At 73.4% G+C, this 26314-nt stretch carries 21 protein-coding genes; 11 read left to right on the top strand and 10 right to left on the bottom strand.

Annotated elements, in window-relative coordinates; translation table 11 throughout:
- Positions 1–127 precede the first annotated feature (127 nt).
- Positions 128–1330 carry a M15 family metallopeptidase gene (locus FE374_RS14120; RefSeq protein ID WP_168205694.1) on the top strand — a complete coding sequence of 401 codons (1203 nt, stop codon included), beginning with the start codon at positions 128–130 and terminating at the stop codon, positions 1328–1330.
- Between the two features lie 4 nt (positions 1331–1334).
- Here the strand turns inward: FE374_RS14120 and FE374_RS14115 are convergent, their stop codons facing one another.
- The 4 genes from FE374_RS14115 to FE374_RS14100 all read right to left on the bottom strand — a co-directional run bounded on the left by FE374_RS14115 (position 1335) and on the right by FE374_RS14100 (position 6498).
- Entirely contained in the window at positions 1335–2723 is a 1389-nt protein-coding gene (locus FE374_RS14115; RefSeq protein ID WP_230978324.1) for a polysaccharide deacetylase family protein, read from the bottom strand.
- A 209-nt stretch (positions 2724–2932) separates the two neighbouring features.
- Entirely contained in the window at positions 2933–3844 is a 912-nt protein-coding gene (locus FE374_RS14110) for a glycosyltransferase family 2 protein (RefSeq protein ID WP_139929839.1), read from the bottom strand.
- Positions 3841–4458, bottom strand: coding sequence for a dTDP-4-dehydrorhamnose 3,5-epimerase family protein (locus FE374_RS14105; RefSeq protein ID WP_139929838.1), 618 nt, complete (start codon positions 4456–4458; stop codon positions 3841–3843). The genes FE374_RS14110 and FE374_RS14105 overlap by 4 nt, the downstream gene beginning before the upstream one ends.
- A 105-nt stretch (positions 4459–4563) precedes the next feature.
- The gene (locus tag FE374_RS14100; RefSeq protein ID WP_168205693.1) at positions 4564–6498 is read right to left on the bottom strand and encodes a SpoIID/LytB domain-containing protein; all 1935 of its coding nucleotides are present in this window, start codon (positions 6496–6498) and stop codon (positions 4564–4566) included.
- A gap of 347 nt (positions 6499–6845) precedes the next feature.
- On the opposite strand from FE374_RS14100, the gene rfbD reads away from it, so the two are divergent.
- The gene (gene rfbD / locus FE374_RS14095) at positions 6846–7694 is read left to right on the top strand and encodes a dTDP-4-dehydrorhamnose reductase (protein WP_139929836.1); all 849 of its coding nucleotides are present in this window, start codon (positions 6846–6848) and stop codon (positions 7692–7694) included.
- 28 nt (positions 7695–7722) lie between these two features.
- Here the strand turns inward: rfbD and rfbA are convergent, their stop codons facing one another.
- The gene (rfbA, locus tag FE374_RS14090; RefSeq protein ID WP_139929835.1) at positions 7723–8592 is read right to left on the bottom strand and encodes a glucose-1-phosphate thymidylyltransferase RfbA; all 870 of its coding nucleotides are present in this window, start codon (positions 8590–8592) and stop codon (positions 7723–7725) included.
- Between the two features lie 62 nt (positions 8593–8654).
- Between rfbA and manA the strand changes: the two genes are divergently transcribed.
- From manA to FE374_RS14075, 3 genes are all read left to right on the top strand, one after another.
- A complete protein-coding gene (manA, locus tag FE374_RS14085) occupies positions 8655–9857 on the top strand; it encodes a mannose-6-phosphate isomerase, class I (protein WP_139929834.1) in 1203 nt (400 codons plus the stop codon).
- A gap of 120 nt (positions 9858–9977) precedes the next feature.
- Positions 9978–12056: a S8 family peptidase gene (locus tag FE374_RS14080; protein ID WP_139929833.1), complete on the top strand. Its 2079-nt coding sequence runs from the start codon at positions 9978–9980 to the stop codon at positions 12054–12056.
- Positions 12057–12099: 43 nt separating this feature from the next.
- On the top strand, positions 12100–13296 hold the full coding sequence (locus FE374_RS14075) for a glycosyltransferase (protein WP_139929832.1): 1197 nt from the start codon (positions 12100–12102) through the stop codon (positions 13294–13296).
- On the opposite strand, the gene FE374_RS14070 is transcribed toward FE374_RS14075, so the two are convergent.
- Entirely contained in the window at positions 13297–14112 is an 816-nt protein-coding gene (locus FE374_RS14070) for a TIGR03089 family protein (protein ID WP_139929831.1), read from the bottom strand.
- Between the two features lie 340 nt (positions 14113–14452).
- Between FE374_RS14070 and FE374_RS14065 the strand changes: the two genes are divergently transcribed.
- The 3 genes from FE374_RS14065 to FE374_RS19250 are packed head-to-tail and all read left to right on the top strand — an operon-like array spanning position 14453 to position 20111.
- Positions 14453–14773, top strand: coding sequence for a WhiB family transcriptional regulator (locus FE374_RS14065; RefSeq protein WP_139929830.1), 321 nt, complete (start codon positions 14453–14455; stop codon positions 14771–14773).
- Positions 14774–14784: 11 nt separating this feature from the next.
- The gene (locus FE374_RS14060; RefSeq protein ID WP_139929829.1) at positions 14785–18441 is read left to right on the top strand and encodes a glycosyltransferase family 2 protein; all 3657 of its coding nucleotides are present in this window, start codon (positions 14785–14787) and stop codon (positions 18439–18441) included.
- Positions 18438–20111, top strand: coding sequence for a DUF5719 family protein (locus tag FE374_RS19250; RefSeq protein WP_168205692.1), 1674 nt, complete (start codon positions 18438–18440; stop codon positions 20109–20111). Before FE374_RS14060 ends, FE374_RS19250 begins: the two co-directional genes overlap by 4 nt.
- A gap of 47 nt (positions 20112–20158) precedes the next feature.
- Here the strand turns inward: FE374_RS19250 and FE374_RS14055 are convergent, their stop codons facing one another.
- The 4 genes from FE374_RS14055 to FE374_RS14040 form a co-directional block, all read right to left on the bottom strand.
- Positions 20159–21439, bottom strand: a complete 1281-nt coding sequence (locus FE374_RS14055; protein ID WP_139929828.1) for an alkaline phosphatase — start codon at positions 21437–21439, stop codon at positions 20159–20161.
- A gap of 93 nt (positions 21440–21532) precedes the next feature.
- A complete protein-coding gene (locus FE374_RS14050) occupies positions 21533–22318 on the bottom strand; it encodes a hypothetical protein (RefSeq protein WP_139929826.1) in 786 nt (261 codons plus the stop codon).
- Positions 22319–22424: 106 nt separating this feature from the next.
- A complete protein-coding gene (locus FE374_RS14045; protein WP_139929824.1) occupies positions 22425–23075 on the bottom strand; it encodes an alpha/beta hydrolase in 651 nt (216 codons plus the stop codon).
- A 175-nt stretch (positions 23076–23250) separates the two neighbouring features.
- Positions 23251–23715 carry a metallopeptidase family protein gene (locus FE374_RS14040; protein WP_139929822.1) on the bottom strand — a complete coding sequence of 155 codons (465 nt, stop codon included), beginning with the start codon at positions 23713–23715 and terminating at the stop codon, positions 23251–23253.
- A 184-nt stretch (positions 23716–23899) separates the two neighbouring features.
- On the opposite strand from FE374_RS14040, the gene FE374_RS14035 reads away from it, so the two are divergent.
- The 3 genes from FE374_RS14035 (at position 23900) to FE374_RS14025 (ending at position 25695) form a co-directional block, all read left to right on the top strand.
- The gene (locus tag FE374_RS14035) at positions 23900–24313 is read left to right on the top strand and encodes a DUF3499 domain-containing protein (protein WP_139929820.1); all 414 of its coding nucleotides are present in this window, start codon (positions 23900–23902) and stop codon (positions 24311–24313) included.
- Positions 24314–24410: 97 nt separating this feature from the next.
- Positions 24411–24644 carry a Trm112 family protein gene (locus FE374_RS14030; protein WP_139929818.1) on the top strand — a complete coding sequence of 78 codons (234 nt, stop codon included), beginning with the start codon at positions 24411–24413 and terminating at the stop codon, positions 24642–24644.
- Positions 24645–24720: 76 nt separating this feature from the next.
- Positions 24721–25695 (top strand): cation diffusion facilitator family transporter, encoded by a 975-nt coding sequence (locus FE374_RS14025; RefSeq protein WP_139929815.1) that lies wholly within the window; start codon positions 24721–24723, stop codon positions 25693–25695.
- The last annotated feature ends 619 nt before the right edge of the window (positions 25696–26314 follow it).

The raw sequence follows: 26314 nt of genomic DNA, 5'->3' as shown, positions 1-26314 counted from the left end.
GGACCGGAGGCGTCCTAACCTCTCGGTGACTCGTCAGCGCGAACATGGGGGCCCGGAGATGAAACTGCGACGGATCGGGAGCGCGTCCGCAGTGGCCCTCCTCGTATTGGGAACCATGGTCACCGGGGTGACCACCACCGCCGCCAAGGGCCAGTCCGACGGGTGGGGCAACGACTTCTACCTCTCCGACACCTTCGCCGCCCAGGCGAGCACCGTCTTCACTTACGGCGAGATCACCGACTACTTCTATGTGGGCGACTGGGATGGCGACGGCGTCGACACCCTCGCCTATCGTCGCGGTGGGACATTCTTCGTGCGCAACTCCAACTCGACCGGCGCCCCGGAGCACTCCTTCACGTACGGCCGGGCCGGCGACACGGTCCTCGTGGGGGACTGGGACGGCGACGGCGTCGACACCCTCGCTGTGCGCCGGGGTGCGGAGTACCACGTCAAGAACTCCCTCACGGCCGGCCGGGCCGACGTCGTCGCCGTCTACGGACGCGGCGACGACACGGTGCTGATCGGCGACTGGGACGGCAACGGCACCGACACCTTCGCCGTGCGCCGCGGGGCCGTGTACCACGTGAAGAACACCATCTCCGCCGGGGCGGCGGACCGCGTGGCCGTGTACGGCCGCAGCGACGACGACGTCTACGTCGGAGACTTCGACGGCGACGGGGACGACTCCTTCACCGTGCGCCGCGGCGCCCAGTACTTCGTCGCCAACGAGATCCGCGCCGGCCAGGCCGACCGCACCGTGGTGTACGGCCGGTCGACCGACACCACACTCGTGGGGGACTGGAACGGCGACGGCGTCGACTCCCTCGGCATCCAGCGCCTGCGGCCCGCGCTCGAACGCACGGCCAACGGCGCCGTGACCAACCTGGCGGGGGTCGACGCCGTCTCCGGTGACTACGACGCTCGAAACGGCCGGCTCAGCCACTCGCTGCTGTGCCCGATCCCGTTCCTGCCGACGCACGCCATCCAGTGCCGGGCGGTGGACGACCTGGTCGCCTTCCACCGAGCCTACGAGGCACGCTTCGGCAAGCCGCTGCCCATCAACGGCGCGCCGTTCACCACCTACCGCTCCTACGCCGACCAGCTGCACGTGTGGCAGGAGACCGGCCCGCCCGTCGCTGCCCGACCGGGCACGTCCCCGCACGGCTACGGCCTCGCCGTCGACTTCGGCGGCAGGACCGAGATCGAGTTCGGCCAGGAACCGTACCCGTGGCTGCGGGCCAACGGGCCACGTTTTGGCTGGTACAACATGCCCTGGCACTGGGAGACCGGCTCGGTCCCCGAGCCGTGGCACTTCGACTACCGCCGCTGACCTCTCACCCGAACGCCTCGAGCGTGACGAACTGGTACCCGCGCGCCCGGATGTCGCTGATGATGCCGGCCAGCGCGGCGGCGTCGAGCGTGGAGCCGTCGGTCGGGTGTGAGCCGACGTGCATGAGGACGATCTCTCCAGGTGTGAGCGCGTTGACCACGCGCTGGCGCACGGAGGTCGTCGACTGCCCGCCCGAGGTGCCCTGCCAGCCGAGGGAATCCACCGTCCACCGCACCGAGCCGTAGCCCAGGCAGTTCACGAGCCCGATGGTCCGGCTGTCGCGCGCGCCGAACGGGAACCGGAACCACGGCCGGGGGTCGGCGCCCGTGGTGGTGCGGATCGTCTGGTGGGCGCCGACCACCTGGTCCCGCACCGCCGCGTCCGAGAGGGTGGTGAAGTCGGGGTGGTTCACGGAGTGGTTACCCGCGGGGTAGCGCGCGGCGACCTGCCGGGCAAGCGCCGGGTTCTGCAACGTCCACGCCCCGGTGAGGAAGAAGGTGGCCGGGGTGTTCGTCCGGGCGAGCGTGTCGAGGATGGACGGCAGGCCCTGCGCGTTGCCGCCGGCGTCGAAGGTCAGCGCCACGACTCGGCTGCCGGTCGGGAGTGTGGTCCACTCGTTCGCTCTGAGCGAACCTGGCACCGCGGGTGCCGTGACGGCGGACGAGGTGCTGAGCCCGGCGTCGCCGCACGTGCCGAAGGTGAACGTGCGGGTCGCAGGGCCCGCGGAGAGCCGGTCGGTGAGGAGCCAGGTGTCACCGCGCAGGACGCCGGCGCCGGTGGTGCCGTTGCCGTCCCAGTCGCCGGTGACCGGCACGTCCCCGGCGCGGCCGTAGTTGAAGGTGAGCTGTGCGGCTCCGCCCGAGGGGAGCTGCCGCAGCAGCCAGGTGGCGCCGCGGACGACGCCGATGCCGGTGGTGCCGTTGCCGTCCCAGTCCCCGGCGACCGGCACGTCGCCGAGGCGTCCGTAGCTGGCCGTCAACTGCGCCGGTCCGGAAGTCAGGGCATTGCGCAGGTGCCATGTTGTGCCGCGCACGATGCCGATCCCGGTGGTGCCGTTGCCGTCCCAGTCGCCCACCACAGGCACGTCGCCGGCCCGGCCGAACGCGACCGTGCGGTCCGCGGCGCCACCACCGAGAGTGTTGCGCAGGTACCAGACGCCGTCTCGGACCACGCCGGGGGTCGCCGTGCCGTTGCCGTCCCAGTCACCCATGACCTGGACGTCCCCCGCGCGTCCGTAGGTGAAGGTGGGACCGCCCTGCACGCTCCACCGCGCATCACGCACGGACACCGCCTGGTCCGCCGCCGCGGCGAGCGCGGCTGGCGCCAGCACCAGTGCGAGGGTGCTGAGCAGAGCGAGGAGGATTCGACGGCGGATCGGCTGACGCGCGGTCATGGCGAGCTCCCGGGCTGAGGTGCTCCTATGGTCGACCTCGGCTCTGGCCTGCAGCAATGGGTGCGGTGTGTCGTTGCCCTACTGTGATCGCGCCGGGCCCGACCCATATTCCCCGTACGCGCGAGAGGCCCCGGTCGCACGGGGTGCCGCCGGGCGGGCGAAGGGACGAGCGGACGATCAGCCCGGCGGGCGAAGGGCCGAGCGCACGATCAGGCGAGCGGACCGGTCCGGCCGGTCACGCCGTCGCGCAGGCCACGGGCCATGAGGGCGATCCGCCGGCGGCGCGGCGCCGCGAGGAGGGCGTTGAACGCCACGTACTTGGCCAGCCACACGGCGTAGCCCAGTCGCCACGCCGGAGTCATCAGCCCCGAGCGGATGAGCAGCACGGTGTTGCGGGCGAGGTAGTAGGTGCGCACGGGGGAGTGGACGTGCACCTCCTGGGCGCGGCCGGGCAGCTTGGTGAGCCGGTCGCCCAGCTCGTGGTCGAGGCGGGCGTCCGGCACGGCATAGAGACGAAGACCGGCGCGTCGGGCGCGCAGCCCCCACTCGAGGTCGACGTGGTCGATGAACCAGGCCTCGTTCATGCCGCCCACCTCGTCGAGGGCCGCGACGTCGATCAGGCAGCCGGACGCGATGAGGAACGCCGCCTCGACCAGGCCGTCGTGGGCCTCCTCGGGACGGGCGCGGCGCGGGCCCCAGCGGCGGGCAACGTAAACCATCTGCTCCGTCGTCGAGCGGGTGTCGGATGAGACCGGACCGACCGCGCCCACACGCACCCCCCGGGAGGCGGCGCGCGCCCAGCCGTCGAGGAGTCGGCTCACCATGTCCGGTGCGGGCAGGGAGTCCTGGTCGGAGAACAGCACGAGATCGGCACCCAGTGCACGCGCCCGGTCGGTCCCGAGGTTCTGGGCGCGGGCGATGCCGGCGTTGTGCCCGAGCGGCAGGAGCTCGGCGCCGACCTCTGCGCACACGGCCGCCAGTCCTTCCCGCGCGTCCTGGGGAGACCCGTTGTCGACCACCACCACGTGCGCGCACTGGTCCGCCAGCGCCCGCAGGAGCGGCACGGTGAGGACTAGGTCGGGCCGGTACGTGACGACGACGGCGCCGACGGTCGGGTTCACCGGCGCAGCGAGGCGAGAAAGTCCTGGACCTCGTCGAACCGCGGCAGCAAGCCCTGCTCCTCGGCCTCCCGCAGACCGGGCGCGGCGGTGTCCTTCTCGGAGAGGAGGAGCTCGAGCGGCTCGCCGTTCCGGCCGGTGTCGGGCCAGGTGATACCCACGGTCGCGTCGAGCGGGTTGATGCCGTGCTCGCGGCCCGGGGCGTACGGAGCGGAGCACAGGTACATCACGGTCGAGTCGTCCTCGAGGGAGCAGAACGCGTGCCCGAGCCCTTCCGAGAGGTAGATGGCGCGACGGTCGACGTCGTCGAGCAGCACGCTGTCCCACTGACCGAAGGTCGGGGAGCCCACGCGGATGTCGACGACGATGTCGAGCACGGCGCCGGACGGGCAGGTGACGTACTTGGCCTGCGAGGGTGGGACGTCGGCGAAGTGGATGCCGCGCACCACACCGGCGGCCGAGACCGACGCGTTGGCCTGGCGCAGGTCGAGCGGGTGACCCACGGCCTCGACGAAGGGGCTGTCCTTGAACCACTCGAGGAAGACCCCGCGGGGGTCGCCGAACTGCTTCGGCGTGATCTCCCACGCACCGGGGACCGTCAGCTCACGGAACTCCACGTCACTCTCCCTCGTCGCTTCCGGGCAGCCGCCCGGCGGCCTCCACAGTACCGACGCGCGCGGGGCCCGGCCGACGTGGCCGGGCCCCGCTCGGGTGGGGCCCGGTCAGGGCAGGCGGCGCACCCCGAGGGTGTCGGCACGGTCACCGTTCCAGTCACCGACCAGGACGACGTCGTCCGCACGCCCGTAGACGAGCACCCGGTCGGCCGGGCCGGCGCTGATGGAGTTCTTCACGTGGTACTCGGCCCCGCGGCGCACGGCCAGGGTGTCGGTGCCGTTGCCGTCCCAGTCCCCGACGACGACGGCGTCCCCGCCGCGGCCGTACACCACGACCTGGTCCGCGCGGCCACCGGCGATGGCGTTCTTGACGTGGTACTCCGGGCCGCGGCGCACCGTGAGCGTGTCGGTGCCGTTGCCGTCCCAGTCGCCCACGAGGACGGTGTCCCCGGCCCGACCGTACGTGATCACGGCGTCGGCGCCACCGCCGCCCATGGAGTTCTTGATGAAGTACTGCGCGCCGCGGCGCACCGCCAGGGTGTCCACGCCGTCGCCGTCCCAGTCGCCGACGAGGATGGTCTCGCCGGGCCGGCCGTAGGTGAAGACCTGCTCCGCGTTGCCGCCCGCGAGGTCGTTGGAGACGTAGAACGTGGCGCCGCGGCGCACCATGAGGGTGTCGGCGCCGTCGCCGTCCCAGTCGCCGACGAGCACCTCGTCCGTGTCTCGGCCGTACTGGAAGACGTGGTTCGCCGTGGTGGTCCAGGCGTCGTTGAGGAAGAAGCCGTACTGCTGCTCCGGGCTGGCCGTCGGCTTCCACCACCGGGAGAGCATGCCGAGCGTGAACGAGGCGAGGTTTTTGGACCCGTTCGAGCACTCGACGCGTGCGCCGGTGATCCGCCCGCCGAGGGGCCCGTTGCCGTCGCGGCCCGTGATCACGAGGGTGCGCAGGGTGCCGCCGGGCGGGCACTGCGCCTGGACGGTGCCGACGTTGAGCCGGGCGGACCAGGACGTGCGCGAGTCGCCCCGGGCGGTGCCGGTCCACGGGTCGGGCCGGGCCACGAGGTACGGATGCCGGGTGGGGTTGCTGGCCTTGACCGAGTACCCGCCGTTCGTGGAGGAGAACTGCGTGAAGGCGACCGCGCCGTTGTGCCAGCGCACCTGGCCGGCGGTCGCGCGGATGGCCGCGTCGGTGCTGGCGGCCTCCTTGGCGGCGGGCTTGAAGTCCACCCCGTCGGCGACGACGGCCGCGCGGCCGCCGTAGACCTGGCACTGCGTGGTGTCGCAGGTGTCGAAGTGGCCGGCCTTCTTCTCGGTGAGCGCGTAGCTGCGGGCGGCGACGGCCTGGGCCTTCAGCGCCTCGGCGTGCCACCCGGAGGGCGACTCACGCGGCACGACGCCGCGCAGGTAGTCCTCGAGCGTGAGGTGGTTGACCACGTCGAAGGCGCCGGCGACGTTCCCGCTGCCCACCAGCCGCAGCGTCCCGCGGTACCACGTGCCGTCGGTCCCGTCCTGGCGCGGGAAGACCGCGGCGCCGTCGCCGGAGGAGACCTCGAGGTCCTTGCCGGGAAGGGTGAACCTGTCGCGCACGGGGCCGTTGATCTTGTCGCGGCGCTCGACGACGTACCCTGCCGCCGTGCGGACCACCGAGTAGCGGCCGGTGCCGGTGTGTGCGGGCTGTTGACCGGCGTTGCCGATGGACAGCTTCTGACCGGCGGGGGCGGAGAGTGTCACGCTGGCGGTCGGGGTGTACGCGGTCAGCGCCACCCGGATGAGCGAGTTCCCCAGCGTGCTCATCGAGGTGCCGGGGTAGTAGAAGTCGAGGATCTCGGCATATCCACGGCCCTGCTGGGCGGCGCCTAGGGCGCCCCACTGCGACATGCCGATGCCGTGGCCCCAGCCGCGGCCGGTGATGTTCCAGTAGCCGCTCGAGGGCGCGGAGTACCGCTCCTCCGCGGCCGCGGCACGTTCGGGCATCGCGATCAGACCGACCACCGCCAGCGCGAGGACGAGGGCGGAGGAAAGCAGGTGTCGAAGTGCGCGCATGCGTCGTCGTCCTTCACGAGGGATCCGGAGGCGTGCACGTGCGGTGCACCGGGCCGTTGGCGCCACCATAACGGCCGGTTGTCGACCGGGATGGGGTTCGGGTCGGCGTGGCGGCGGAGGGCCGCTGACGGGGCGGGCCGGGCCTCCCGGCGTCGGGCCGCCTCAAAGATCGGGGCAACTCTGCCCGCCTCCAGGATCGGGGCAACTCTGCCCGCCTCCAGGATCGGGGCAACTCTGCCCGCCTCCAGGATCGGGGCGACTCCGTCAGGTCATGCCTGACGGATGTTCCCCGGTCCGTGGTGGCACAGTGGCTAGTCTGCTCGGGGCATCTCGACGGAAGGACACGCATGCGCTGGCTGGTAGCGGGAGCGATGGGAATGCTGGGCACCGACGTGGTGCAGCGGCTCGACGGCGCGCATGAGGTGCGCGCGCTGGGCCGCGCCGAGCTCGACATCACCGATCCGGAGTCTGTGGCCGCAGTGGTCAACGACGTCGACGTCGTCGTCAACTGTGCGGCGTGGACCGCCGTCGACGCCGCCGAGACCGAGGAATCGGCAGCCTTCGCCCTCAACGCCGTCGGGCCTCAGCTCCTCGCGCGAGCGGCGGCGGCTGCCGGTGCGCGGATGGTCCAGGTCTCGACCGACTACGTCTTCGACGGCAGTGCTTCATCTCCCTACCGCGAGGACACGCCCCTGTCACCGGCGTCGGCGTACGGCCGGACGAAGGGGGCGGGGGAGTGGGCGGTGCGCGCGGAGTCCGACGATCACCTCATCGTGCGCACGGCTTGGCTCTACGGCGCCCACGGCGGGTGCTTCCCCAAGACGATGGCGCGCCTGGCGGCCGAGCGGGACGAGCTGCAGGTCGTCGTCGACCAGGTGGGGCAGCCGACCTGGACCGCCGACGTGGCCGACCTCATCGTCCGGCTCGTCGAGGCGACGGCCCCGTCCGGTACCTACCACGCCACCTCGGCAGGAGAGGTGTCGTGGCACGGCTTCACACGCGAGATCGTGTCCACCCTCGGAAAGGACCCGGAGATGGTCAAGGAGACCAGCTCCGAGGCGTTCGTCCGCCCGGCCCCGCGCCCGGCTTACTCGGTCCTGGGGCACGAGGCGCTGGAGCCTGCCGGCGTCTCGCCGATCGGGAACTGGCGAGAGCGCTGGCAAGCGGCGGCGCCGTCGGTGCTCGACCTCGGTTGAGCACCGCTCGACGCCGCCGACCACAGGCTCAGATGCGGTGCTCGAGCAGGTTGATTAGGTACTCGCCGTAGCCGGACTTGCGCAGCGGCTCGGCGCGCTCGCGCAGCTCGTCGTCGGTGAGGAAGCCCCGGCGCCAGGCCACCTCCTCGGGGCAGCCGATCTTCAGGCCCTGCCGCGCCTCGACGGTACGGACGAACGAGGTCGCATCCGCCAGGGAGTCGAAGGTGCCGGTGTCCAGCCACGCCGTCCCGCGGGGGAGCACCTCCACCTTGAGCCGTCCCTGCTCGAGGTAGGCGCGGTTGACGTCGGTGATCTCGTACTCCCCGCGGGGGGACGGCTCGAGCGCCTTGGCGATCTCCACCACGTCGTTGTCGTAGAAGTACAGGCCGGGTACGGCGTAGGAGCTCTTCGGCTGCGCAGGCTTCTCCTCCAGGGAGATGGCCTTGAAGTTCTCGTCGAACTCCACCACCCCGTAGGCCGTGGGATCTGCCACGTGGTACGCGAAGACCGCGCCGCCGTCGATGTTGCCGAACCGGTTGAGGGTGGTGCCCATGCCGGGGCCGTAGAAGATGTTGTCACCGAGCACGAGAGCGGCGGAGTCGGTGCCCACGAACTCCTCGCCGAGCACGAACGCCTGGGCCAGCCCGTTGGGCACCTCCTGGACGGTGTAGGAGATGGAGATGCCGAACTGGGAGCCGTCGCCGAGCAGGCGGTGGAACGAGTCGGCATCGTGCGGTGTGGTGATCACGAGCACGTCCCGGATGCCCGCCAGCATCAGCGTGGTCAGCGGGTAGTAGACCATCGGCTTGTCGTAGACCGGGACGAGCTGCTTGCTCACGCCCTGGGTGATCGGGTGCAACCTCGTGCCGGATCCACCGGCGAGAATGATTCCGCGCATCCGTCCATTCTTGCCTACGGCCGGCGTTACGGTGAGATTCGGATGCAAAGGAAGGGACGAGGGTGCTGAGACTCCGGGGCGTCAGGCGCGACTACGCGTGGGGTTCGGCCGACTCGATCCCGCAGCTGCTGGGGGAGCGGCCGGACGGCACACCCGTGGCCGAGCTCTGGTTCGGTGCGCATCCGGCCGCCCCGGCACCCGTCCTCAGCCCCCGCGCGCCGGCGGACCTCGAAGCGCTCATCGGTGCCGACCCGATGGGAACGCTCGGCGAGGACGTCGTCACCCGGTTCGGCCCCCGCCTGCCCTACCTCCTCAAGCTCATCGCCCCGGCCCGGCCCCTGTCGTTGCAGGTCCACCCGAGCCTCGAACGTGCCCGGGAGCGGTTCGCCGCCGAGGACGCCGCCGGGATCCCCCGGGACGCGCCTGAGCGGAACTACCGCGACCCAAATCACAAGCCGGAGCTGGTCTACGCCCTGACCACCTTCGAGGCGATGTGCGGGTTCCGCGCGCCGCGCCGCGCCGCGGAGCTGTTCGCGGGGCTGGAGACCCCGCTCGCCCGTCGGTTGCACGCCGCGCTCCGGGCGGAGCCGACGGCAGCGGGCGTGCGGACCGTGTTCACCACCCTGCTCGACGAGGCCACTCGCCCCTCGCTGACCCAGGTCCAGGAGGTCGCCGGGGCGTGCGCCGAACGGCTGGTCAACGGCTCGCCGTCCCCCCGCGCCGACGGCACCGTGGTGGCGCTCGCGGAGACCTACCCCGGCGACCCCGGCGTGGTGGCCTCCTTGCTGCTGAACCCGGTGACCCTGCAGCCAGGCGACGCGCTGTTCGTGCCCGCCGGCGGCGTGCACGCCTACCTGTCGGGGCTGGGCGTGGAGATCATGGCGTCCTCGGACAACGTCCTGCGTGCCGGCCTGACCTCGAAGCACATCGACGTCCCGGAGATGCTCGAGTGCGTGGACTACGTGGCCGCCCCGCCGATCCGGCCCGCTCCCGAGGTGTTCCACGGCGCGACCCGCGTGTACTACGCCCCGGTGGACGACTTCGAGCTGTCGGTCACCGACCTCGCCGACCTGCCGGATGCTTCGCCGCACCCGTTGCCCGGGCGGGGCCCGCGCATCCTCCTGTGCCTCGACGGCCGGGTGGATGTGGGCGCCGATGGTGAACGCACGGTGCTCGAGCGCGGTGAGGCGATATTCGTCCGCTCGGACGAGGGCCCTGTAAGCGTCCATGGCACCGGCACGCTCGTCCAGGCGGACGTCCCCTGAGAGCGGGTGTCGCTCATCTTCGGACGCCATCGCTCCGGTTAGCCTGGCGAGGTCCTGGGCACCTCGAGGCGCCCGGCGCCTCCACCTTCCGGCGCCTCCACCTGCTGAAGGGATGAGCGCATGGCCGCGGCCGACGACCGCCGGCAGCCGGAGCGGCTTCCTCGGCGGGTGCGCCGCGCCGTCGTCGCTGCCGGACTGGTGGCCTCCATGCTGCTCACCGCGGCGGGCGCCGTGCCTGCCGGTGCGGCAGTGGTGCCCGCCGGCGCAGCCGACGGCCTGGCGGTCCCTGGCGCAGCCGTCGCCACCGACTCCACCGGGGCTCCGCCGTCGGGCGCGGGCGAGGTGACGGACCTCATCGTCGCCTATGAGCCCGGCGTGGCGCTGACCGAGGCACCCGGCGTGGCCACGGGAGCGGCGGAGGTGCCCGACACGGAGCTGGTGCCCGGCGACGAGCTCGGCCTCGGGCTGCGCACGGTCGAGCTCGGCGAGCCGGTGAGCCGTGAGGCGGCCGAGGAGATCGCCGCGCAGCTCGCGAGCTCACCGCACGTGAAGTGGGCCGAGCCCGACCGCACCGTGTCGGTGCCCACGCACGACGACGCGTTCGTCACGGCCGGCGACGTCCGGGCAAGCGGCCGTCAGGAAGGTGCGCCGTGGGGCCTCGACCGCATTGACCAGCGGCGAGGCCTGGACGGCAGCTACTCGTTCGACACCACGGGCGCGGGCGTGACCGTCTATGTCATGGACACCGGCATCCGCGCCACCCACACCGCGTTCGCGGGTCGGGTGGGCCGGGGGTACACCGCGATCGCGGACGGGCGCGGCACGTCGGACTGCAACGGGCACGGCACCCACGTGTCCGGCATCGTCGGCGGCGACGCGTACGGTGTGGCGAAGGCCGTCACGTTGGTGCCCGTGCGGGTGCTGGACTGTGCCGGCGAGGGCACCGACTCCGCGGTCATCGAGGCCACGCGGTGGATCGTGGCGGACCACGACGCCGCCAGGCCCGCCGTCGTCAACATGAGCATCGCCGGCGAGCCGAGCAGCGCGCTGGACGCCGCTGTCAACGCGATGGTCGCGGACAACATCACGGTGGTGACCGCCGGCGGGAACGACGGTGTGCCCGCCTGCCAGGTCAGCCCCGCCCGCGCCCCTCAGGCCCTCACCGTCATCGCCTCGACGCGGGACGACCGGCGCCTGGCCGTGTCCAACCACGGCGGCTGCGCTGACATCTACGCGCCGGGAGACCACATCCTCTCGGCGTTCGCCGGCTCCGACACGGCCGCGGCCCACGGCACCGGCACGTCGATGGCGGCCCCGCATGTCGCCGGCGTGGCGGCGCGCCTCCTCGGTGCGGCGGCGCAGCTGACCCCGGCGCAGGTGGCCGCCGCGATCATGGCCGGCGCCACCGCGGTAGACCCCGGCCCCGGGTGGGCGGGGGACCCCAAGCGGCTGCTCTACGCCGCACCCGCATCCGCGGCCGGCGGCACGGCGCCGCCGAGCAGATCCCGACGTCCCGACGAGCCCGCGGACTTCCTGCTCAACAACGCCTTCACGGGAACCGCGGATGTTCGGTTCGACTTCGGGCGGGCGGACGACGAGGTGCTCGTCGGTGACTGGGACGGCGACGGCGCCGACACCATGGCCGCGCGCCGCGGCAAGGCGTACCACCTGCGCAACGCCAACTCCACGGGCGGCGCCGACCGCGTGGTCATGTACGGACGACCCGGCGATGTGGTCCTGGTGGGGGACTGGGACGGTGACGGCACCGACACTCTTGCCGTGCGTCGCGGCGCGCACTACTTCATCAGGAACTCGCTCACCCCGGGCGCCGCGGACGAGGTGGTGCTCTACGGACGGCCCGAGGACCAGGTGCTGGTGGGGGACTGGGACGGAAACGGCACCGACACTCTTGCCGTGCGCCGCGGCCCGCTGGTGCATGTGCGCGACACCATGACCTCCGGCCCGGCGGACAAGATCGTCGCGTACGGGCGGAGCGGCGACATTCTCATCGTCGGTGACTGGGACGGCGTTGGGGCCGACACGGTCGGGGTGCGCCGCGGCATCTGGTATCACCTGCGCAACTCCATGACGTCCGGCGCCGCCGACGTGACCGTCGCGTACGGCCGCGCCGGGGACGAGGTGCTGGTGGGGGACTGGGACGCGGACGGCAAGGACACCCTCGGTGTCCGCCGCAGCTAGCGAACCGTCCAACGGCGCCGAAGGCCCGTGGGAGAGTGCGGCCATGAACCCGCCTGACGCAGCGACGCGACCGCGCCTGCTCGTCCTCGCCTCGACCTTTCCTGGATGCGACGACGACGGCACCCCGGCCTTCGTGCGCGACCTCGCCGTGGAGATGGCCGAGGTGTTCGACACCCTCGTCCTCGTCCCGCGCGTGCCGGGTGCTCCCACCCGTGAGGTGGTCTCAGGTGTGCGCGTGCTGCGGTTCCCCTACTTCCCGCGCCGGTGGGAGGATCTCGCCGTCGGTGCCATCATCGAGAACTTGCGGGCCCGACGGTCGCGGTGGATTCAGGTACCCGCCTTCGTGCTGGCCGAGGCTCTCGCGGCCCGGCGAGCCGTGCGCCGCTTCCGGCCCGACGTGGTCCACGCGCACTGGATCGTGCCGCAGGGGCTGGTGGCGACGCTGGTCGGCCAGGCGGTGCCCCGGCTGGTGACCACCCATGGCGGCGACCTGTACGCGCTCGACACCTCCGTCCTGCGAAGGCTGAAGGCGTGGGTGGCAGGCCGCGCCGGCCACATCACCGTCGTCAACGAGCAGATGGCCGAGACCGTCCGCGCGCTCGCAGGTGACCACCTCCCCGTGAGCGTCGAGCCGATGGGGGCGGCGCTGCCCCCAGGGACGCCCCGCGAGCCCGCGACGGCCGACGGGCCGTGCCGCCTGCTGTTCGTGGGCCGGCTCGTGGAGAAGAAGGGCGTGGGCGTCCTGCTGGACGCGCTGCGCGCCATGGCGCCCGGGACGGTCACGCTGACGATCGTGGGGGACGGGCCGTTGCGTGCCCCGCTCGAGCGGCAGGCGACCGGCCTGCCGGTGACCTTCGCCGGGCAGCTCGGCCGCACGCAGGTCCGTGCCGCCTACGCCGCGGCGGACGTCGTCGTGGTGCCGTCGGTGCCGGCCGCCTCCGGAGACCAGGACGGCCTGCCGGTCGTGCTCCTGGAGGCGATGAGCACCGGCCTGCCGGTCATCGCGTCGAACCTGCCGGGGCTGAACGAGGCTGTTGCCGACGGCGACTCCGGCCTCCTCGTGCCGCCGGGCGACGAGGACCGCCTCCGGCAGGCCATCGCGCGCCTGGCAGGCGATCCCACCGTCCGCGGGCGCCTGGGTGAGGCGGCCGCGGAGCGCGCCCGCGAGTACTCCATCACCGCCGTCGGGGCCCGGTACCGGGACATCCTCCTGCGCCTCGCCGGAGGTGGCGGCCGGTAGCTACCAGCGCAGCTCCACCCGCTCCTCGTCCGCGATCCGCGCCAGCTTGTCCGCCGGCGTGCCCGGCTCGGCGAGCACGAGCGACCCGCCCGCCTGCCACACCGCCAGCGCCTGCTCGAGCAGCTGCTCCATCCCGCGGGGAGAGACGAGCACCCGCACCGCGCGCCGGACGTCGCCGTGCTCGTCGGGCTCGTCCTCCTCGTCGTCCTCGCCGTCGGACGCGCCGGGTGCGAGCTCGCCGGTCCCGGCGGCCCACGTGGCGAGCTCGCCGAAGGTGGCCTCGAGGTCGTCACCCACCAGGGCGACGTCGTCGTCCTCGGGCTCGCTGACGTACCCGAGGACGTCCCCGAACGTCATGACCTCGGCGGCGGCGTCAACCACACCCGAGGGCAGCTCCTCGCCGTCCCACTCCCGCGCCAACGCCGGCAGCGCGACGGCCAGCACGAGGTCGGCGTGGTCCTCGCCCGGCGCCTCGCCGGGGCGGTGGGTGACGACGACGTCGGGGCCCTCCTCGCTGTCCTCCACGACGTCCTCCGCGCCGGGCAGCAGGAGCTGCGCGCCGCAGGTCCACGAGGCCAGCGCCCACACCAGCGCCCGCCAGTGCACGGGCAGGTCGAGCACGACCTTGGTGCCCGGCTCGGCGTCGGCCTCCTCGACCAGGAGGTTCGAGGCCTTGGTGACCCAGTTGGCCAGCACGCGGCCGGAGAGCTCGGTCCGCTCGCCGTCGGCGCCGTACCAGGTCAGGCGCGGGCTGGTCGTGTCCCCACCGGTGAACGAGGTGAGCAGCTGGCCAGGAAGCGTCTCGGGAAAGCTCATGCCCGCCAGCCTAAGGGCTCGTCCGAGCCCGTCCCGGGCCCTCGTGCCCGCCGTCCAAGGTGTGGGAACGCGACCGGCCGATATCCTCGTCACATCCCTCCTGGCCGCGTGCGAGATCTTCCTGGCAGCGTGCGCATTTCCGGAACACGTCGTCACCTGTCCATAACAATTCGGTCACCGCGGCAGCGACACGCGGGCGACACGCCGCATTCCTCGGGCTTGAGCACAAATTGCCGGCCCCCGATAGCACCGAACCGCTTGACGGGAACGGATGACACGCGTGTAATTCGGTGAGAGCTTGATGAGAGATTCGGTCGCGGTACGAGGGGAACTAGAAATTATGTGGAACATTCTCGGTGATGGTCCGCTGACCTCGGGACTGCAGGCGCCGGACCGGGTCGGGGGCGACGTCCTCCACCTGCTCCAGGACGAGGACGACGGCGTCCTCGGCTGGCAGGACCGGGCGCTGTGCGCGCAGACCGACCCGGAGGCGTTCTTCCCCGAGAAGGGCGGCTCCACCCGCGAGGCCAAGCGGGTGTGCACCTCCTGCGAGGTGCGCGCGGAGTGCCTCGACTACGCGCTCGCCAACGACGAGCGGTTCGGCATCTGGGGCGGCCTGTCCGAGCGGGAGCGTCGCAAGCTCAAGCGCCGCGCGGTCTGACGCCCGCCAGCATGGCGGCACCGCTCTTCCCCTCGTCCCACCACCCGGCCCGGCCGGCCACGCTCGCCGTGGTGGTCAGCCCCGGCGTCTCCACCTACCTGCCCCGCACCCTCGCCGGGATCGCGGGGCAGACCCACGTTCCCGACGTCGTCCTCGTCGTCGACGTCGGCGCTCCCGGCCGCGAGCTCGGCACCGGCATCCCGCTCCACGAGGCGGTCACCGACGCCGGGCTCGACGGCGTCACCCGGGTCCGCGTCGTGCACGCCCCGACCGCGAGCACATTCGGCGACGCCGTCCGCCAAGGACTGGTTGAGTACGCCACGCTCGTCGAGCGGGCCGCGGCCAAGGCGGCCCGGCGCGGGTTCGTCGGCGCGACGGCGTCCCGCTCGCTCGTCGGCGTCACCGGCTCGCGCGCCTGGTCGGGTGTGACGGGCGAGCTCAGCCCGGTCACCACCGGGGAGATGCGCGCCGTCGGCGCCCACGGCGGGGAGCCGGACCGCGAGGCCCGGGCGGAGTGGCTGTGGCTGCTCCACGACGACTCCGCGCCCGCCCCCGCCGCCCTCGACCAGCTCCTGCACGCCGCCGAGTCCGGCCGGTCCGTGGCCGTCGCCGGCGCCAAGCAGCGTGACTGGTACGAGCCGGACCGGCTGCTCGAGGTCGGGCTGCGCACCACCCGCACCGGGCGCCGCGTCGCGGACATCGAGCCCGGTGAGATCGACCAGGGCCAGCACGACCACCGCGAGGACGTCCTCGCCGTCGGCACCGCCGGGGCGCTGGTGCGCCTGGACGTGTGGACGGAGCTGGGCGGCACGGACCCCGTGCTCGGCCCGTTCGGCGACGGCCTGGACCTGTGCCGCCGTGCGCGCCTGGCGGGGTACCGGGTGGTCGTCGTCCCGACGGCGATCGTGCACCACGCGCGGGCCTCTTACCTGGGGCTGCGCAGCGAGGGCGGCGCGCCGGACCCGGTCGGCCCCGCGCGCGGTCCGGGCGGCGCCGCAGGCTCGACCGGTGCCGTCGCCGTGCCCGCCCCGCCCGCCGTGGACGTGCGCCGCTCGTTCCACCCGCGCCGCCGCGCCCAGGTCTACAACGCCCTGCTGGCCGCGCCCGGCCCGCTCGTGCCGCTGCTTGCTGTGGTGCTCCTGGTGCTCGCCCCGCTGCGCGCGCTCGGCCGTGTGGCGACCAAGGAGCTCGCCCTCGCCGGACCCGAGATCGCCGCAGTCCTCGCCGTCCTCGCCCGCCCCGGCGCGCTCTGGCGCGCCCGCCGGCAGATCCGCCGTACCCGCCGCATCCCCGCGCGGGCGCTGCGCCCGCTCCTGACCACGGGCCGGGAGATCCGCGCCGCCAAGCGCGACGCCCGCCGCCTGCTCAGCACCACACGCCACGTCACCGAGGCGCCCAGCGAGCTCGAGATCGCCGAGAAGGCGGCCCTGGCCCGGCGTCGCCGGGTCACCCTGACGCTCGTCACGCTCCTGCTCACCGTGACCGCGCTGGTCGCGTACCTCCCGACGGTCCTCGCCGGCGCGCTCACCGGCGGTGCCCTGCTGCCTGCCGATGCCACGTTCACCGAGGTGTGGGCCGTCGCCCGCGCCAGCTGGATCCCCACAGGCGATGGCCACCCCGGCCCGGCCGACCCCTTCCAGCAGGTCCTCGCCGTCGCCATGCTGCTGGTGGCCCCGTTTGGCGCGAACGCCAACGCGCTCATCACCGCCCTGGTGCTGGTCGCGGTCCCGCTCGCCGGCCTGGGCGCCTGGTTCGCCGCCGGCGCGGCCACCCGCTCGGTGGCCCTGCGCGGGTGGGCGGCGCTGGTGTGGGCACTCGCTCCGACGCTGCTCCTGGCCACCGGGCAGGGGCGGCTCGGAGCCGTGCTCGCTCACCTGGCCCTGCCCTGGGTGGCGCTGGGCGTGGCGCGCACCGTCGGGGCCGAGCGTCGTGACGTCATCCTCTCGGGGCTGGTGGGCGCCCAGCGGGTGCGGGTCCCCGCCACGACGACCTCCTCCGACCCCGCCGCCGAGCCGGCCACGCCCTCCACCGACCCCGCCGCCCAGCCGGACCGGCACCGCGCCGGCTCCGTCACCGCAGCCGGTGCCGCCGCCCTGGCCTTCGCCGTCGCCGCCGCCGGGGCGCCCGTGCTGCTGCCCGCCGGCATCGTGCTCGCCGTCCTGCTCGCGCTGGTGGTCCCGCGCCGCCGCCGCTGGGTGCTGTTCGTCCCGGTCCCCGCGCTGGCGCTGCTCGGGCCGGTGCTCGTGGCGGCACTCTCCGACGTCGACGTCGACGCCGGCAGCTGGCGGCTGCTCCTCGCCGACCCGGGCGCCGCCTACGCCGCCGTGCCCGGCGCCGCGTGGCTGAGCGTGCTGGGCTGGCCGGTTGAGCCGCCGGGCTTCCCGGGTCTGGCCGACGCGAACGGTGCGCTTGGCGTGATCGGCCAGTGGGCCCTGGTCGCCGGCGGCGTCAGCCTGCTGCTCGCCGCCCTCGCCGCGCTGCTGCGGGGGAGCGGCCGCGTGCGGGCGGTCCGGGCGGGCTGGCTGGTCGCCGTCGTCGGCCTGGTCGCTGCCCTCGCAAGCGCCCGCACCGACGTCGCCCTCGGCACCGGGACGACCGGGGCCGCCGAGATCGTGCGCGGCTGGGCGGGGTCGGGCCTGAGCCTGGCCGTCCTCGGCCTGCTCGTCGCGGCCGTCAGCGCCGGCGACGGGGCCAGGGCCGCCCTGGCCACCCGCAGCTTCGGCTGGGCCCAGGTGGGTGCCGGCGTGCTGAGCGTCCTGGCATTCGCCGGGCCACTGCTCACCGCCGGCGGCTGGCTGGCCGCGGTCCGTACCTCCGACGCGCCGACCACGGTCCTCGCCGTCCACGGCCGCGCCGGCGCCCCCGTGCCCGCCGTGGCCGCCGAGATGCAGTCCTCCGTGCTGCGCTCGCGGGTGCTCGCGCTCAGGCCCGCCGGGGACACCGTGCGCGCCGAGATCTGGCGCGGCCACGGCGCCCAGGTGACCGAGACGGCCACCGTCGCGGCCGCCCTGGACCTCAGCGGCGCTCCCACGGCGGAGGTCACCGAGCGCACCGACGCCGCCGACGCCGAGCTCGCCAACCTCGTCGCAGCCCTGACCGTGGGCGGCGCTGGAGACGTTGCGGTCCGGCTCGGCGCGCACGCCGTCGGCATCGTCGTCGTCCCGCCCGAGCCGGTGCACGTGCCGGCCGGCACCGAGCCGACCACCGCCGAGCGCACCGACCTCATCGCGCGGCTGGACGCCACGGACGGGCTCGAGCGGATCACCGAGAACGCCTCTGGGGTCATCTGGCGCGTGGCCCGCGGCGACGGTGAGGGGGCCACGAAGTCAGTGGCGCGGGCGCGTGTGGTGGCCGACGGCGCGTGGGTGCATGACCTCGACGCCAGGGCGGTGGACATCCGCACGGTGCTGCCGCGCGGGCCTGAGGGCCGCACGCTCGTGCTGGCCGAGCGGTCCGACCCCGGCTGGCGCGCCTGGTACGACGGCCGCCCGCTGCGCGCCACCACCGAGGGCTGGCGGCAGGCGTTCGAGCTGCCCCCGCACACGGGCACGCTGACCGTCACGCACGAGAGCCCGCAGGGGGCGGCGTGGACGTGGGTGCAGGGTGTCGTGCTCGGCCTGACCGTGCTGCTCGCCCTGCCCCTGCGACGCCGGCGGGAGGCCGAGTGACCAACCCCAACTCCAACAAGGGTGGCGAGATGTCATCTTCTCCGCGAGATGTCATGACATCTGGCGGAGAAGATGACATCTCGCGGGAGAGCGCCCGCGGAGAAGATGACATCTCGCGGCCCACTACGGGCTCGCGCCCCAAGCGCAGCACGAGGGCCCTGCGGCGCATCGGCACCACCACCTCCGCGGTCCTGCTCCTCGCCGCCGCCGCGGGCGCCGTCGTCGCCGGGCAGTACTACGCCCCCGCCGACGCCACCGCCGTGCCCGCCCCGCTCGTCGATGTGCCCGCCGGTCCCGTCACCGTGGTCTGCGCCGGGCCGCCCACGCCCACGAGCGGGCACGGCATGGCGGTCGACCCCACCCTGGGCCAGGCCGACGTCACCCCCACCACCCGCACCGAGCTGCTCACCCTGCCGCGCGGCGACGCACCCGCCGCCGAGGCCGCGTACATACCCCTGGGTGGCGCGTCCCAGGAGCTCCAGCCCGCCGGGGACTCCCGCGTGCTGCGCACCGACGCGACCGGCAGCGCGATCGTCCAGGCCCAGCCCGCCGGCGAGACCAGCGCCCTGCTCGCCGGCGCCACCCTCGCCCGCACCACCGGCGGTGACCTGCGCGGCCTGAGCGCCACCGCCTGCCAGACCCCCGCGACTACTACCTGGCTCGTCGGCGGCGCCACCGAGCCCGGCGCCAGCGCCCAGCTCGTCCTCACCAACCCCGGCCGCACCCCCGCCACCGTCAACGTGACCGCGTGGACCTCCCTCGGGGTCGCCCAGGCACCCCTGCTCACCGGCATCGTGATCGCGCCCGGCGCGCAGACCGCCGTCCTCCTCGAAGGCGCCCTGACCGGCGACCCCCGCCTCGCCCTGCGCGTGGACGCCGCCGGCGGCGAGGTGACCGCCGCGGTCCAGGACCTCCGGCTCAAAGGCTTCGTGCCCGCCGGGGTCGACGTCGTCGCGCCCGCCACCGCGCCCGCCCTCGCCCTGACCATCCCCGGGGTGCTGCTCGGCGAGACCAACCTCGACGACGCCGCCACCTCCGCCGTGCGGCTCGTCAACCCCGGCGAGGAGGTCGCCACCGCCAAGGTCCGGCTCCTCGGGCCCGACGGCGCGACGGAGCTGCCCGGCGCCGAGGCGGTCGCTCTCGACCCGGGCGTCGTCCTCGACCTGTCCCTGGCCGGGATCGCGCCGGGCGCCTACGCCGTCAGCATCGAGGCCGACCGGCCGGTCACCGGCGCGGTCGTGCTCGCCCGCACCGGCACGCCGGGCGAGCTGGACCCGGACGTCGCCCCGGTGGACCGGGCCTGGACGGCCGCCGCGGAGCCGCGCACCACCGGGATCCTGCCCGTGCCGGCTCTGGGCGAGCTCGTCGAGACGGCCACGGTGACGCTGAGCAACCCCGCCGAGGTACCGGTCGACGTCGAGCTCGTGCCCACCACCCGGGCCGGCGCGCGCGGCGAGCCGGTGACCGTGACGGTCCCGGCCGAGGCCACGGTCGCGACGCCGGTGGGGGACCTGGGCGGCGCCGTCGCCGCCGTCCAGCTCAGCGCCGCCGACGGTGTGGTGGCCGCCGTCGTCCTCACCGTCCAGGCGCCCGACGGTGAGCTGATCTCCGTGCTGCCCACGGTGGCCGACCCGCACGCCGAGCGGGCGGTGCGGGTGGACGTGCGCTGACCCGCAGACGACGCAGACGGCCCCGCGGCCGCCACCACTGATCGGGCTCAGTGCCCGCGCATCGCCTCCAGCAGCACGTCGAAGACCGCGGTGTTGGGTTGGGACCTTGCCAGCTCGACGGCGTGCGGGCCTTCCGCGGTGAGCGGGGTGGCCGCGCCGGTGTGCGCGCCGCTGGTCCAGTCCACCGTGAACTCCAGGTCGCTGCCCGCGAGCGGGAACGGCCCGTCCTCGGCGCTCTGACCCTCGCCGGACTCGTCCTCGGCGTCGACGTTCTCGATCGCGAGGCCGCCGGTCTCGTGGTCGCCGACGACGAGCACGAGGGTGCCGCGGTGGTGCTTGGCGAAGTCCAGAACCATCGCGACCGTCTCGTCCAGCGCCTGCCCGGACTTGATGGTCAGCGCGGTGTTGCTGTTGTGCGCCATCTCGTCGATGGCCTCCTCCTCGATGAGGAGGAAGAACCCGTCGCGGTCCTCGGAGAGGACGTCGAGCGCCTTCGCAGCCATGTCCATCAGCGGCACGGGCGGGGCGTACACGTCACCCTCGCCCTCGTTGGCCTGCTGGAACATCTCCTGGTTGGCGAAGAGCCCGAGCAGCCGGTCGCCGTCGGCCTTCTTGAGCTCCTCGGCGGTGCTGACGTACTCATAGCCTTTGTGCTGGGCCTGTTCGACGAGGTTGCCGTGCGTGCTCCGGCTCTCCTCGGTGGCGTCCTCGTCCGGGTGGTCCGGCCAGGCGCCCGGGTCGCCGGCCGGGAACCACCAGTCCTCGCCGCCGCCGAGGATGACGTCGGGGCGGGACTCCTCGATGTACTGCCGGGCGATCTCGCTGTGGTCGCCGCGGTCGGGGACATGGGCGCCGAAGGCCGCGGGCGTCGCATCGGTGACCTGCGCCGTCGTCACGAGGCCGGTCGCCTTGCCCAGGTCGCGGGCGTGCTCGAGGAGCGTTGGGACCGGGTGGCCGTCCGCGTCCACCCCGATGGCACCGTTGTAGGTGCGCACACCGGTGGCGAATGCCGTGGCGCCGGCGGCCGAGTCGGTCACGGCCTCCTCGGGGTCGACCGAGTCGGTGTGCGTCCACCCCGCGAAGCGCAGAGAGTCCATCGCCAGCTGCCCGTCCTTGCCGAGCGTGGCCAGCCGGATCAGCTCGCGGTGGGCGATCCCCATGCCGTCGCCCTGGATGAAGATGACGTTGCGCGCGCGGTCGTGGTGGTGGCCGCCACCGTGTTCGTCGTCCCCGGATGAGCCGCCGGTGCCGGCGAGCCCGAGCGCGACGGCGCCGACGACGGCTCCGGCGTATAGCAGGCCGGTGCGCGAGGTTCCTCTTAGTGCCATGGTTGCCGTCCCGATGAGCTGCTGTGGTCAGGGGTCGGTCCGTGCGGTCGAGCCGGGTCCTTCCGGTCGAGCCGGGTGCGGACGCCGTCGAGGCTACGCCGTGGTCGAGCTGGAAGAGAAGGGCCGGCGGTCAGGCGGAGGGGGCGGCTGGTTGGTCGGCTCGTCGGCTTGCTCATGCCGGGCTGGGGGCCGGGTCTGCCGAAGCGGGACGTGCGACGCGTACGACCGGAGATACAGGCGGTACCCGCGCATCAGGAATCCCACGAACAAGACCACTCCGGCGATGGTGCCGATCGCCAGGGCAACCACCACCGCGCCGCCGAGCGCGACCGCCAGGCTGCCGGCGAACAGCCCGGTGACCACGGCGGTCACGACCGTGATGACCATCATCGAGCTCGCGAACATGTGACTCGCGCCGCGGCTGAAGAAGTAGTGGTACGTGCGCTCGGCGCCCAGCCGGTCGTCGTCCGCGGACATCAGGAAGTACCGCTCGAGCCCCGGGTCGAGGTCGAGATAGGCGCCCCGGAGACGATTCATGGCGAGGACGTACATCAGGTCCTCGGTCGCGACGTTGTAGACGCGGAGCAGCGTGATGAGCCCGAGCAGCACGAGCAGGAGCAGCACGCCGAGCGCGGCACCGCCGAACCAGCCGCGAAACTGCGTGGCGTTGCCGAGCACGCCGAGCGTCACGAGCCCCGCGGAGACGAGGGTCAGGAAGATCGCGATACGAGTGAGCACCTCGCTCTGCGTGGTGCTGCGAGAGGCCAGAAGGCTCCAGTGCTCGGTCGCGAGCATCTGCGCCCGCAGGGACTTCTGCGCGTCGGTGAGCCGGGAGGCGTCGTCGGGAGGCCAGGCGTGCCCGGCCGCGTCCGCCGTCATACCGGCATTGTGCTCCCGTGCCGGTCGGCGCGGCTACGCACCTTGCCGTGAGGCACCTAGCCGCCGGCGCGCCGCTACGCCGCCAGGTCCCCGCGCACCCGCGGGCCTACGCCGCCAGGTCCCCGCGCACCCGCGCGAGCAGCTGCCGGGTCGCGATGGTCTCGTCCTCGTTGATCGTGTGCTCGTCGCCGGGGTAGACCCGCAGCTCGACGTCCGCGCCGCGCATCCACAGCGCGTCGGCGGTCTCCTCCGCGCGGTGCATGGGCACCGTCGGGTCGTCCTCGGCCAGCCCCAGGAACACGGGCCGGTCGTCCCAGCGGCCCTCGGCGGGCGCCATGGTGCCGCGCGGGCCGAGGTAGCCGCCGGCGAGCAGCACGGCCCCGGCGTAGGAGAACCGCGCCGCGACGAGGTGGTGGGCGAGCACGCTCGCCCCTTGACAGAAGCCGAGCATGACCGTGCGCGCCGGCGCGAAACCTGAGCGGGTGATCTGGGTCAGCGCGAGCTCGACCATCTCCAGCGCGTCGTCCAGGTCGGGCTGGTTGAGCTCGATCGGGTCGGTGAGCGCGCCCGGGAACCAGAAGCCCTCCGGCGCGACCGGCGCGAAGTAGGCCGCGCGCGGCTCGGCGACGCGCTGGGTGAACCGACGCATGTCCGCAACGCTCTGGCCGCGGCCGTGCATGGCGAGCACCGCCGTCGTCGCCAGATTGAGGGGGGCGCCCCACCGCTCGATCGCGGGCTGCGACGGGCGGTCCGTCATGTCGCCTCCCCGGGCTGTTGCGTAGGCATGGCTGACCCCGGATTTCCGTCCGAGAACAGCTCCTTGTCCCGATCGGCGGCTGCGCGTGATTAGGACGCCTTCTGCACGAAAGGTGTGCCCGATATTAGCCGCTGATGACCACCGATGGGTCGACCTTGGCTATTCGTTCTGGCTGTCAGTCCTCGACGGGGTACTCAGGGTCGACGTCCTCAGGTGCCCGACCCAGCATGCCCGCAACCTGCTCCACGAGCACGACGCGCACGAGCCCCTCGACGTCCTCCTCGTCCTCGCAGCGCGCCAGCACGGGCCGGCGGTACACGACGATCCGGTGCGCCAGCCCGGCGGCCGGGTCGGCGGGGAAGTAGCGCCCCAGCACCACCGTGCGGTGCTCCCACGGCGCCGGGTCCGACGGCGGAACCTCCTCGACGGCGAACTCCACCCCGTCGAGCTGCTTCGCCCACCGGCGCTCGAGCCGCCGTACGGCGCGCAGCACGACGTCGTCGAACCGGTCTGCGCGGGTGCGCCAGCCCGGGAGCGAGGGCGGGATGAGCGGGCCCCGCAGGCCCCGGCCGTGCCGGTCACGCCGGCGCGCCGGACGCCGCACGGGCAGTGCGGGCAAGGGTGGGTCGGCGTCGGGCATCCCCCGAGGCTAATCGACGCGGCCGTTCGCATCGCGCCGCATCCCGGGTGAGGGCGGGGCCGGGACCCGCGTCCTGGCGACGGCACCGTCGACGCTCCGGTTGCCGACGACCACCGTCCGGGGTAACGGCTCTCACGGCGTGGGTGCGCCGGACGGGGCGCGGAACGATGTAGCGTCGACTGTCGTGAGAGCCGTCCGCCAGTGCAGCAGGTCCGCCTGCGATCGAGCCGCCGTGGCCACCCTCACGTACGTCTACGCCGATTCCACGGTGGTCCTCGGCCCGCTCTCGACCACGGTCGAGCCGCACGCGTACGACCTGTGCGACGTGCACGCCGAGCGCCTGACCGTGCCGCGCGGCTGGGACGTCGTGCGGCTGGCCACCGAGTTCAAGCCCGCCAGCCCCTCCAACGACGATCTGGTCGCCCTGGCCGACGCCGTCCGCGAGGCCTCCCGGGCCAGGCCGCAGCCCGCCGTGCCCGCTAAGCGGCCGGGCTCCGCCGCCCCCGCCCCGGTCACACACCACCTGCCCGAGCCCCTGGCCGACGGCGAGATCGCCCGCCGTGGACACCTGCGGGTGCTGCAGGGCGAGGCCGAGTAACGGCTTCCGGCTCGCGGCGCCCCGGACGGTAGGCTCGTCCCGCACCGCGACCGTCGCCTCAACCTGTGCGAGGTCCCCGACCGCAGGAGAGACCGGCATGAACGAGCACGTCGCCCACACCGAGACCCTCGCGATCGACCCGTGGGTGCGGCAGATCCTGCGCTGCCCGGTCACCGGTGCGGAGCTGGTCGACGGCGTCGGCCCCGACGGTCAGCCGGAGCTCGTCTCCACCAGCGAGGTGAACCCGCTGGCCTACCCCGTGCGTGACGGCGTGCCGATCCTGCTCGAGTCCGAGGCCCGCCACGCCGAGCGGGTCCCCAGCGAGGACTGACGCAAGGCGCCGACTCCCCGCCGTGCCACTAGCCTGAGCCCCGGGCCTTGACGGTCCGCGTCGAGGGGAGTGGTTCATGTCTGCCAGTGGTGGCACCCGGGCGATCATCGCGGCGCTGACCGCCAACGTCGGGATCGCGATCTCGAAGTTCGTCGCGTACCTGCTGACCGGGTCGAGCTCGATGCTGGCCGAGGCGATCCACTCGGTGGCGGACTCGGGCAACCAGGTGCTGCTCCTCGTGGGCGGTCGCCGTGCCGCCCGCCGGGCGTCTGACGTGCACCAGTTCGGCTACGGGCGGGCCCGGTACGTCTACGCCTTCATCGTCTCGATCGTGCTGTTTACCGTCGGTGGCCTGTTCGCGCTGTACGAGGCGTGGCACAAGTTCGCAGAGCCGCACCCCATCACCGCGTGGCAGTGGGTGCCGGTCACCGTGCTGGTGGTCGCGATCGGGCTGGAGACCCGGTCGTTCTGGGTGGCGATCCAGGAAGCGAACGCCGTGCGCGGGAAACACTCGCTCATGGAGTTCGTCAAGGCGTCCCGTGCCCCGGAGATCCCCGTCATCCTCCTGGAGGACTTCGGCGCCCTCGTCGGCCTGGTCTTCGGCTTGTTCGGCGTGAGCATGACGCTCGCGACGGGCGACGGCCGGTGGGACGCCGTCGGGTCGGCGGCCATCGGGCTGCTGCTCGTTGTCATCGCGATCTTCCTGGCCATCGAGATGTACTCGATGCTGATCGGGGAGTCCGCCGCGCCGGAGCACCACCGCGCCATCGAGGAGGCCATCCCGGGCGACGGCGTGGAGCGGGTCATCCACATGCGCACGATGCACCTGGGTCCCGACGATGTGCTGGTGGCCGCCAAGGTTGCCGTGCCCGCCGGCGCCACCGCCGAGCAGATCGCCACCGCGATCGACGCGGCCGAGAAGCGGGTGCGTGCCGCGGTGCCGCTCAAGGCGCAGATCTACCTCGAGCCGGACCTGTACGACGCCGCGCGGGCACAGACGGCCGACGCAACCGAGGAAGCGGCTGCGCCCAAGGATGCAGCCGGGCACTGACGGGCGTTTCGCACGGCCGACCGCTATTCCTCCGGGCCGCCGCTCCGTAAATTCGTGCATCTGGGTGGGACGTCATTCGCGCACCCTTCCGGGAGGTCCGGTGGGGTTGGGCGTGAGCGGCTGCCGGGGCTTGGGCGTGAGCGGCTGCCGGGGCTCCGGCCGGACGGCTGCCGGCGATTGGGGCGTGAGCGGCTGCCGGGGGTGGGGCGTGAGCGGCTGCCGGGGGTTGGGCGTGAGCGGCTGCCGGGGGTTGGGGCGTGAGCGGCTGCCGGCGTCCGGGCTCGGGCGTGTGCTGCCGGCGTCCCTCTGAGGGCTGCTAGTACTTTTCTCAGGCTATGCCTGAGGAAAGTACTACCAGGCTGTCCGGCCTCGGCGTCCGGCAGCTTCGTGGAGCCGCCGTGACGCGTTGCTCGGCACGGAGCTCCGGAGCTTCGCGGTCGTTCGCGGTGCCGACGCTCAGGGTCGGCCTTCGGCAGCCGTAGACGCTGGCCCGCCGCCGGCGCCGGGACGTGCCAAGCGCCAGGACCCGTCCCCGCCTGGCGGGTGGGCGCTTCTGGCGAGGCTGGTAGTACTTTCCTCAGGCTGTGCCTTAGCGATGTACTACCAGGCTGTCGGGTCG

It is taken from the genome of Georgenia yuyongxinii (assembly GCF_006352065.1).
In the GTDB taxonomy this organism is placed as follows: domain Bacteria; phylum Actinomycetota; class Actinomycetes; order Actinomycetales; family Actinomycetaceae; genus Georgenia; species Georgenia yuyongxinii.
This window is presented reverse-complemented; position numbering and strand designations above follow the sequence as displayed.

Excerpts from the sequence above, each read along its gene's own strand:
- FE374_RS14070 (WP_139929831.1), bottom strand. The coding sequence starts at position 14,112 with ATGAGCTTTCCCGAGACGCTTCCTGGCCAGCTGCTCACCTCGTTCACC.
- FE374_RS14075 (WP_139929832.1), top strand. The coding sequence starts at position 12,100 with ATGAACCCGCCTGACGCAGCGACGCGACCGCGCCTGCTCGTCCTCGCC.
- FE374_RS14080 (WP_139929833.1), top strand. The coding sequence starts at position 9,978 with ATGGCCGCGGCCGACGACCGCCGGCAGCCGGAGCGGCTTCCTCGGCGG.
- FE374_RS14050 (WP_139929826.1), bottom strand. The coding sequence starts at position 22,318 with ATGACGGCGGACGCGGCCGGGCACGCCTGGCCTCCCGACGACGCCTCC.
- FE374_RS14025 (WP_139929815.1), top strand. The coding sequence starts at position 24,721 with ATGTCTGCCAGTGGTGGCACCCGGGCGATCATCGCGGCGCTGACCGCC.
- FE374_RS14045 (WP_139929824.1), bottom strand. The coding sequence starts at position 23,075 with ATGACGGACCGCCCGTCGCAGCCCGCGATCGAGCGGTGGGGCGCCCCC.
- FE374_RS14030 (WP_139929818.1), top strand. The coding sequence starts at position 24,411 with ATGAACGAGCACGTCGCCCACACCGAGACCCTCGCGATCGACCCGTGG.
- FE374_RS14065 (WP_139929830.1), top strand. The coding sequence starts at position 14,453 with ATGTGGAACATTCTCGGTGATGGTCCGCTGACCTCGGGACTGCAGGCG.
- FE374_RS14100 (WP_168205693.1), bottom strand. The coding sequence starts at position 6,498 with ATGCGCGCACTTCGACACCTGCTTTCCTCCGCCCTCGTCCTCGCGCTG.
- rfbD (WP_139929836.1), top strand. The coding sequence starts at position 6,846 with ATGCGCTGGCTGGTAGCGGGAGCGATGGGAATGCTGGGCACCGACGTG.
- FE374_RS14055 (WP_139929828.1), bottom strand. The coding sequence starts at position 21,439 with ATGGCACTAAGAGGAACCTCGCGCACCGGCCTGCTATACGCCGGAGCC.
- rfbA (WP_139929835.1), bottom strand. The coding sequence starts at position 8,592 with ATGCGCGGAATCATTCTCGCCGGTGGATCCGGCACGAGGTTGCACCCG.
- FE374_RS14060 (WP_139929829.1), top strand. The coding sequence starts at position 14,785 with ATGGCGGCACCGCTCTTCCCCTCGTCCCACCACCCGGCCCGGCCGGCC.
- FE374_RS14115 (WP_230978324.1), bottom strand. The coding sequence starts at position 2,723 with ATGACCGCGCGTCAGCCGATCCGCCGTCGAATCCTCCTCGCTCTGCTC.
- FE374_RS14040 (WP_139929822.1), bottom strand. The coding sequence starts at position 23,715 with ATGCCCGACGCCGACCCACCCTTGCCCGCACTGCCCGTGCGGCGTCCG.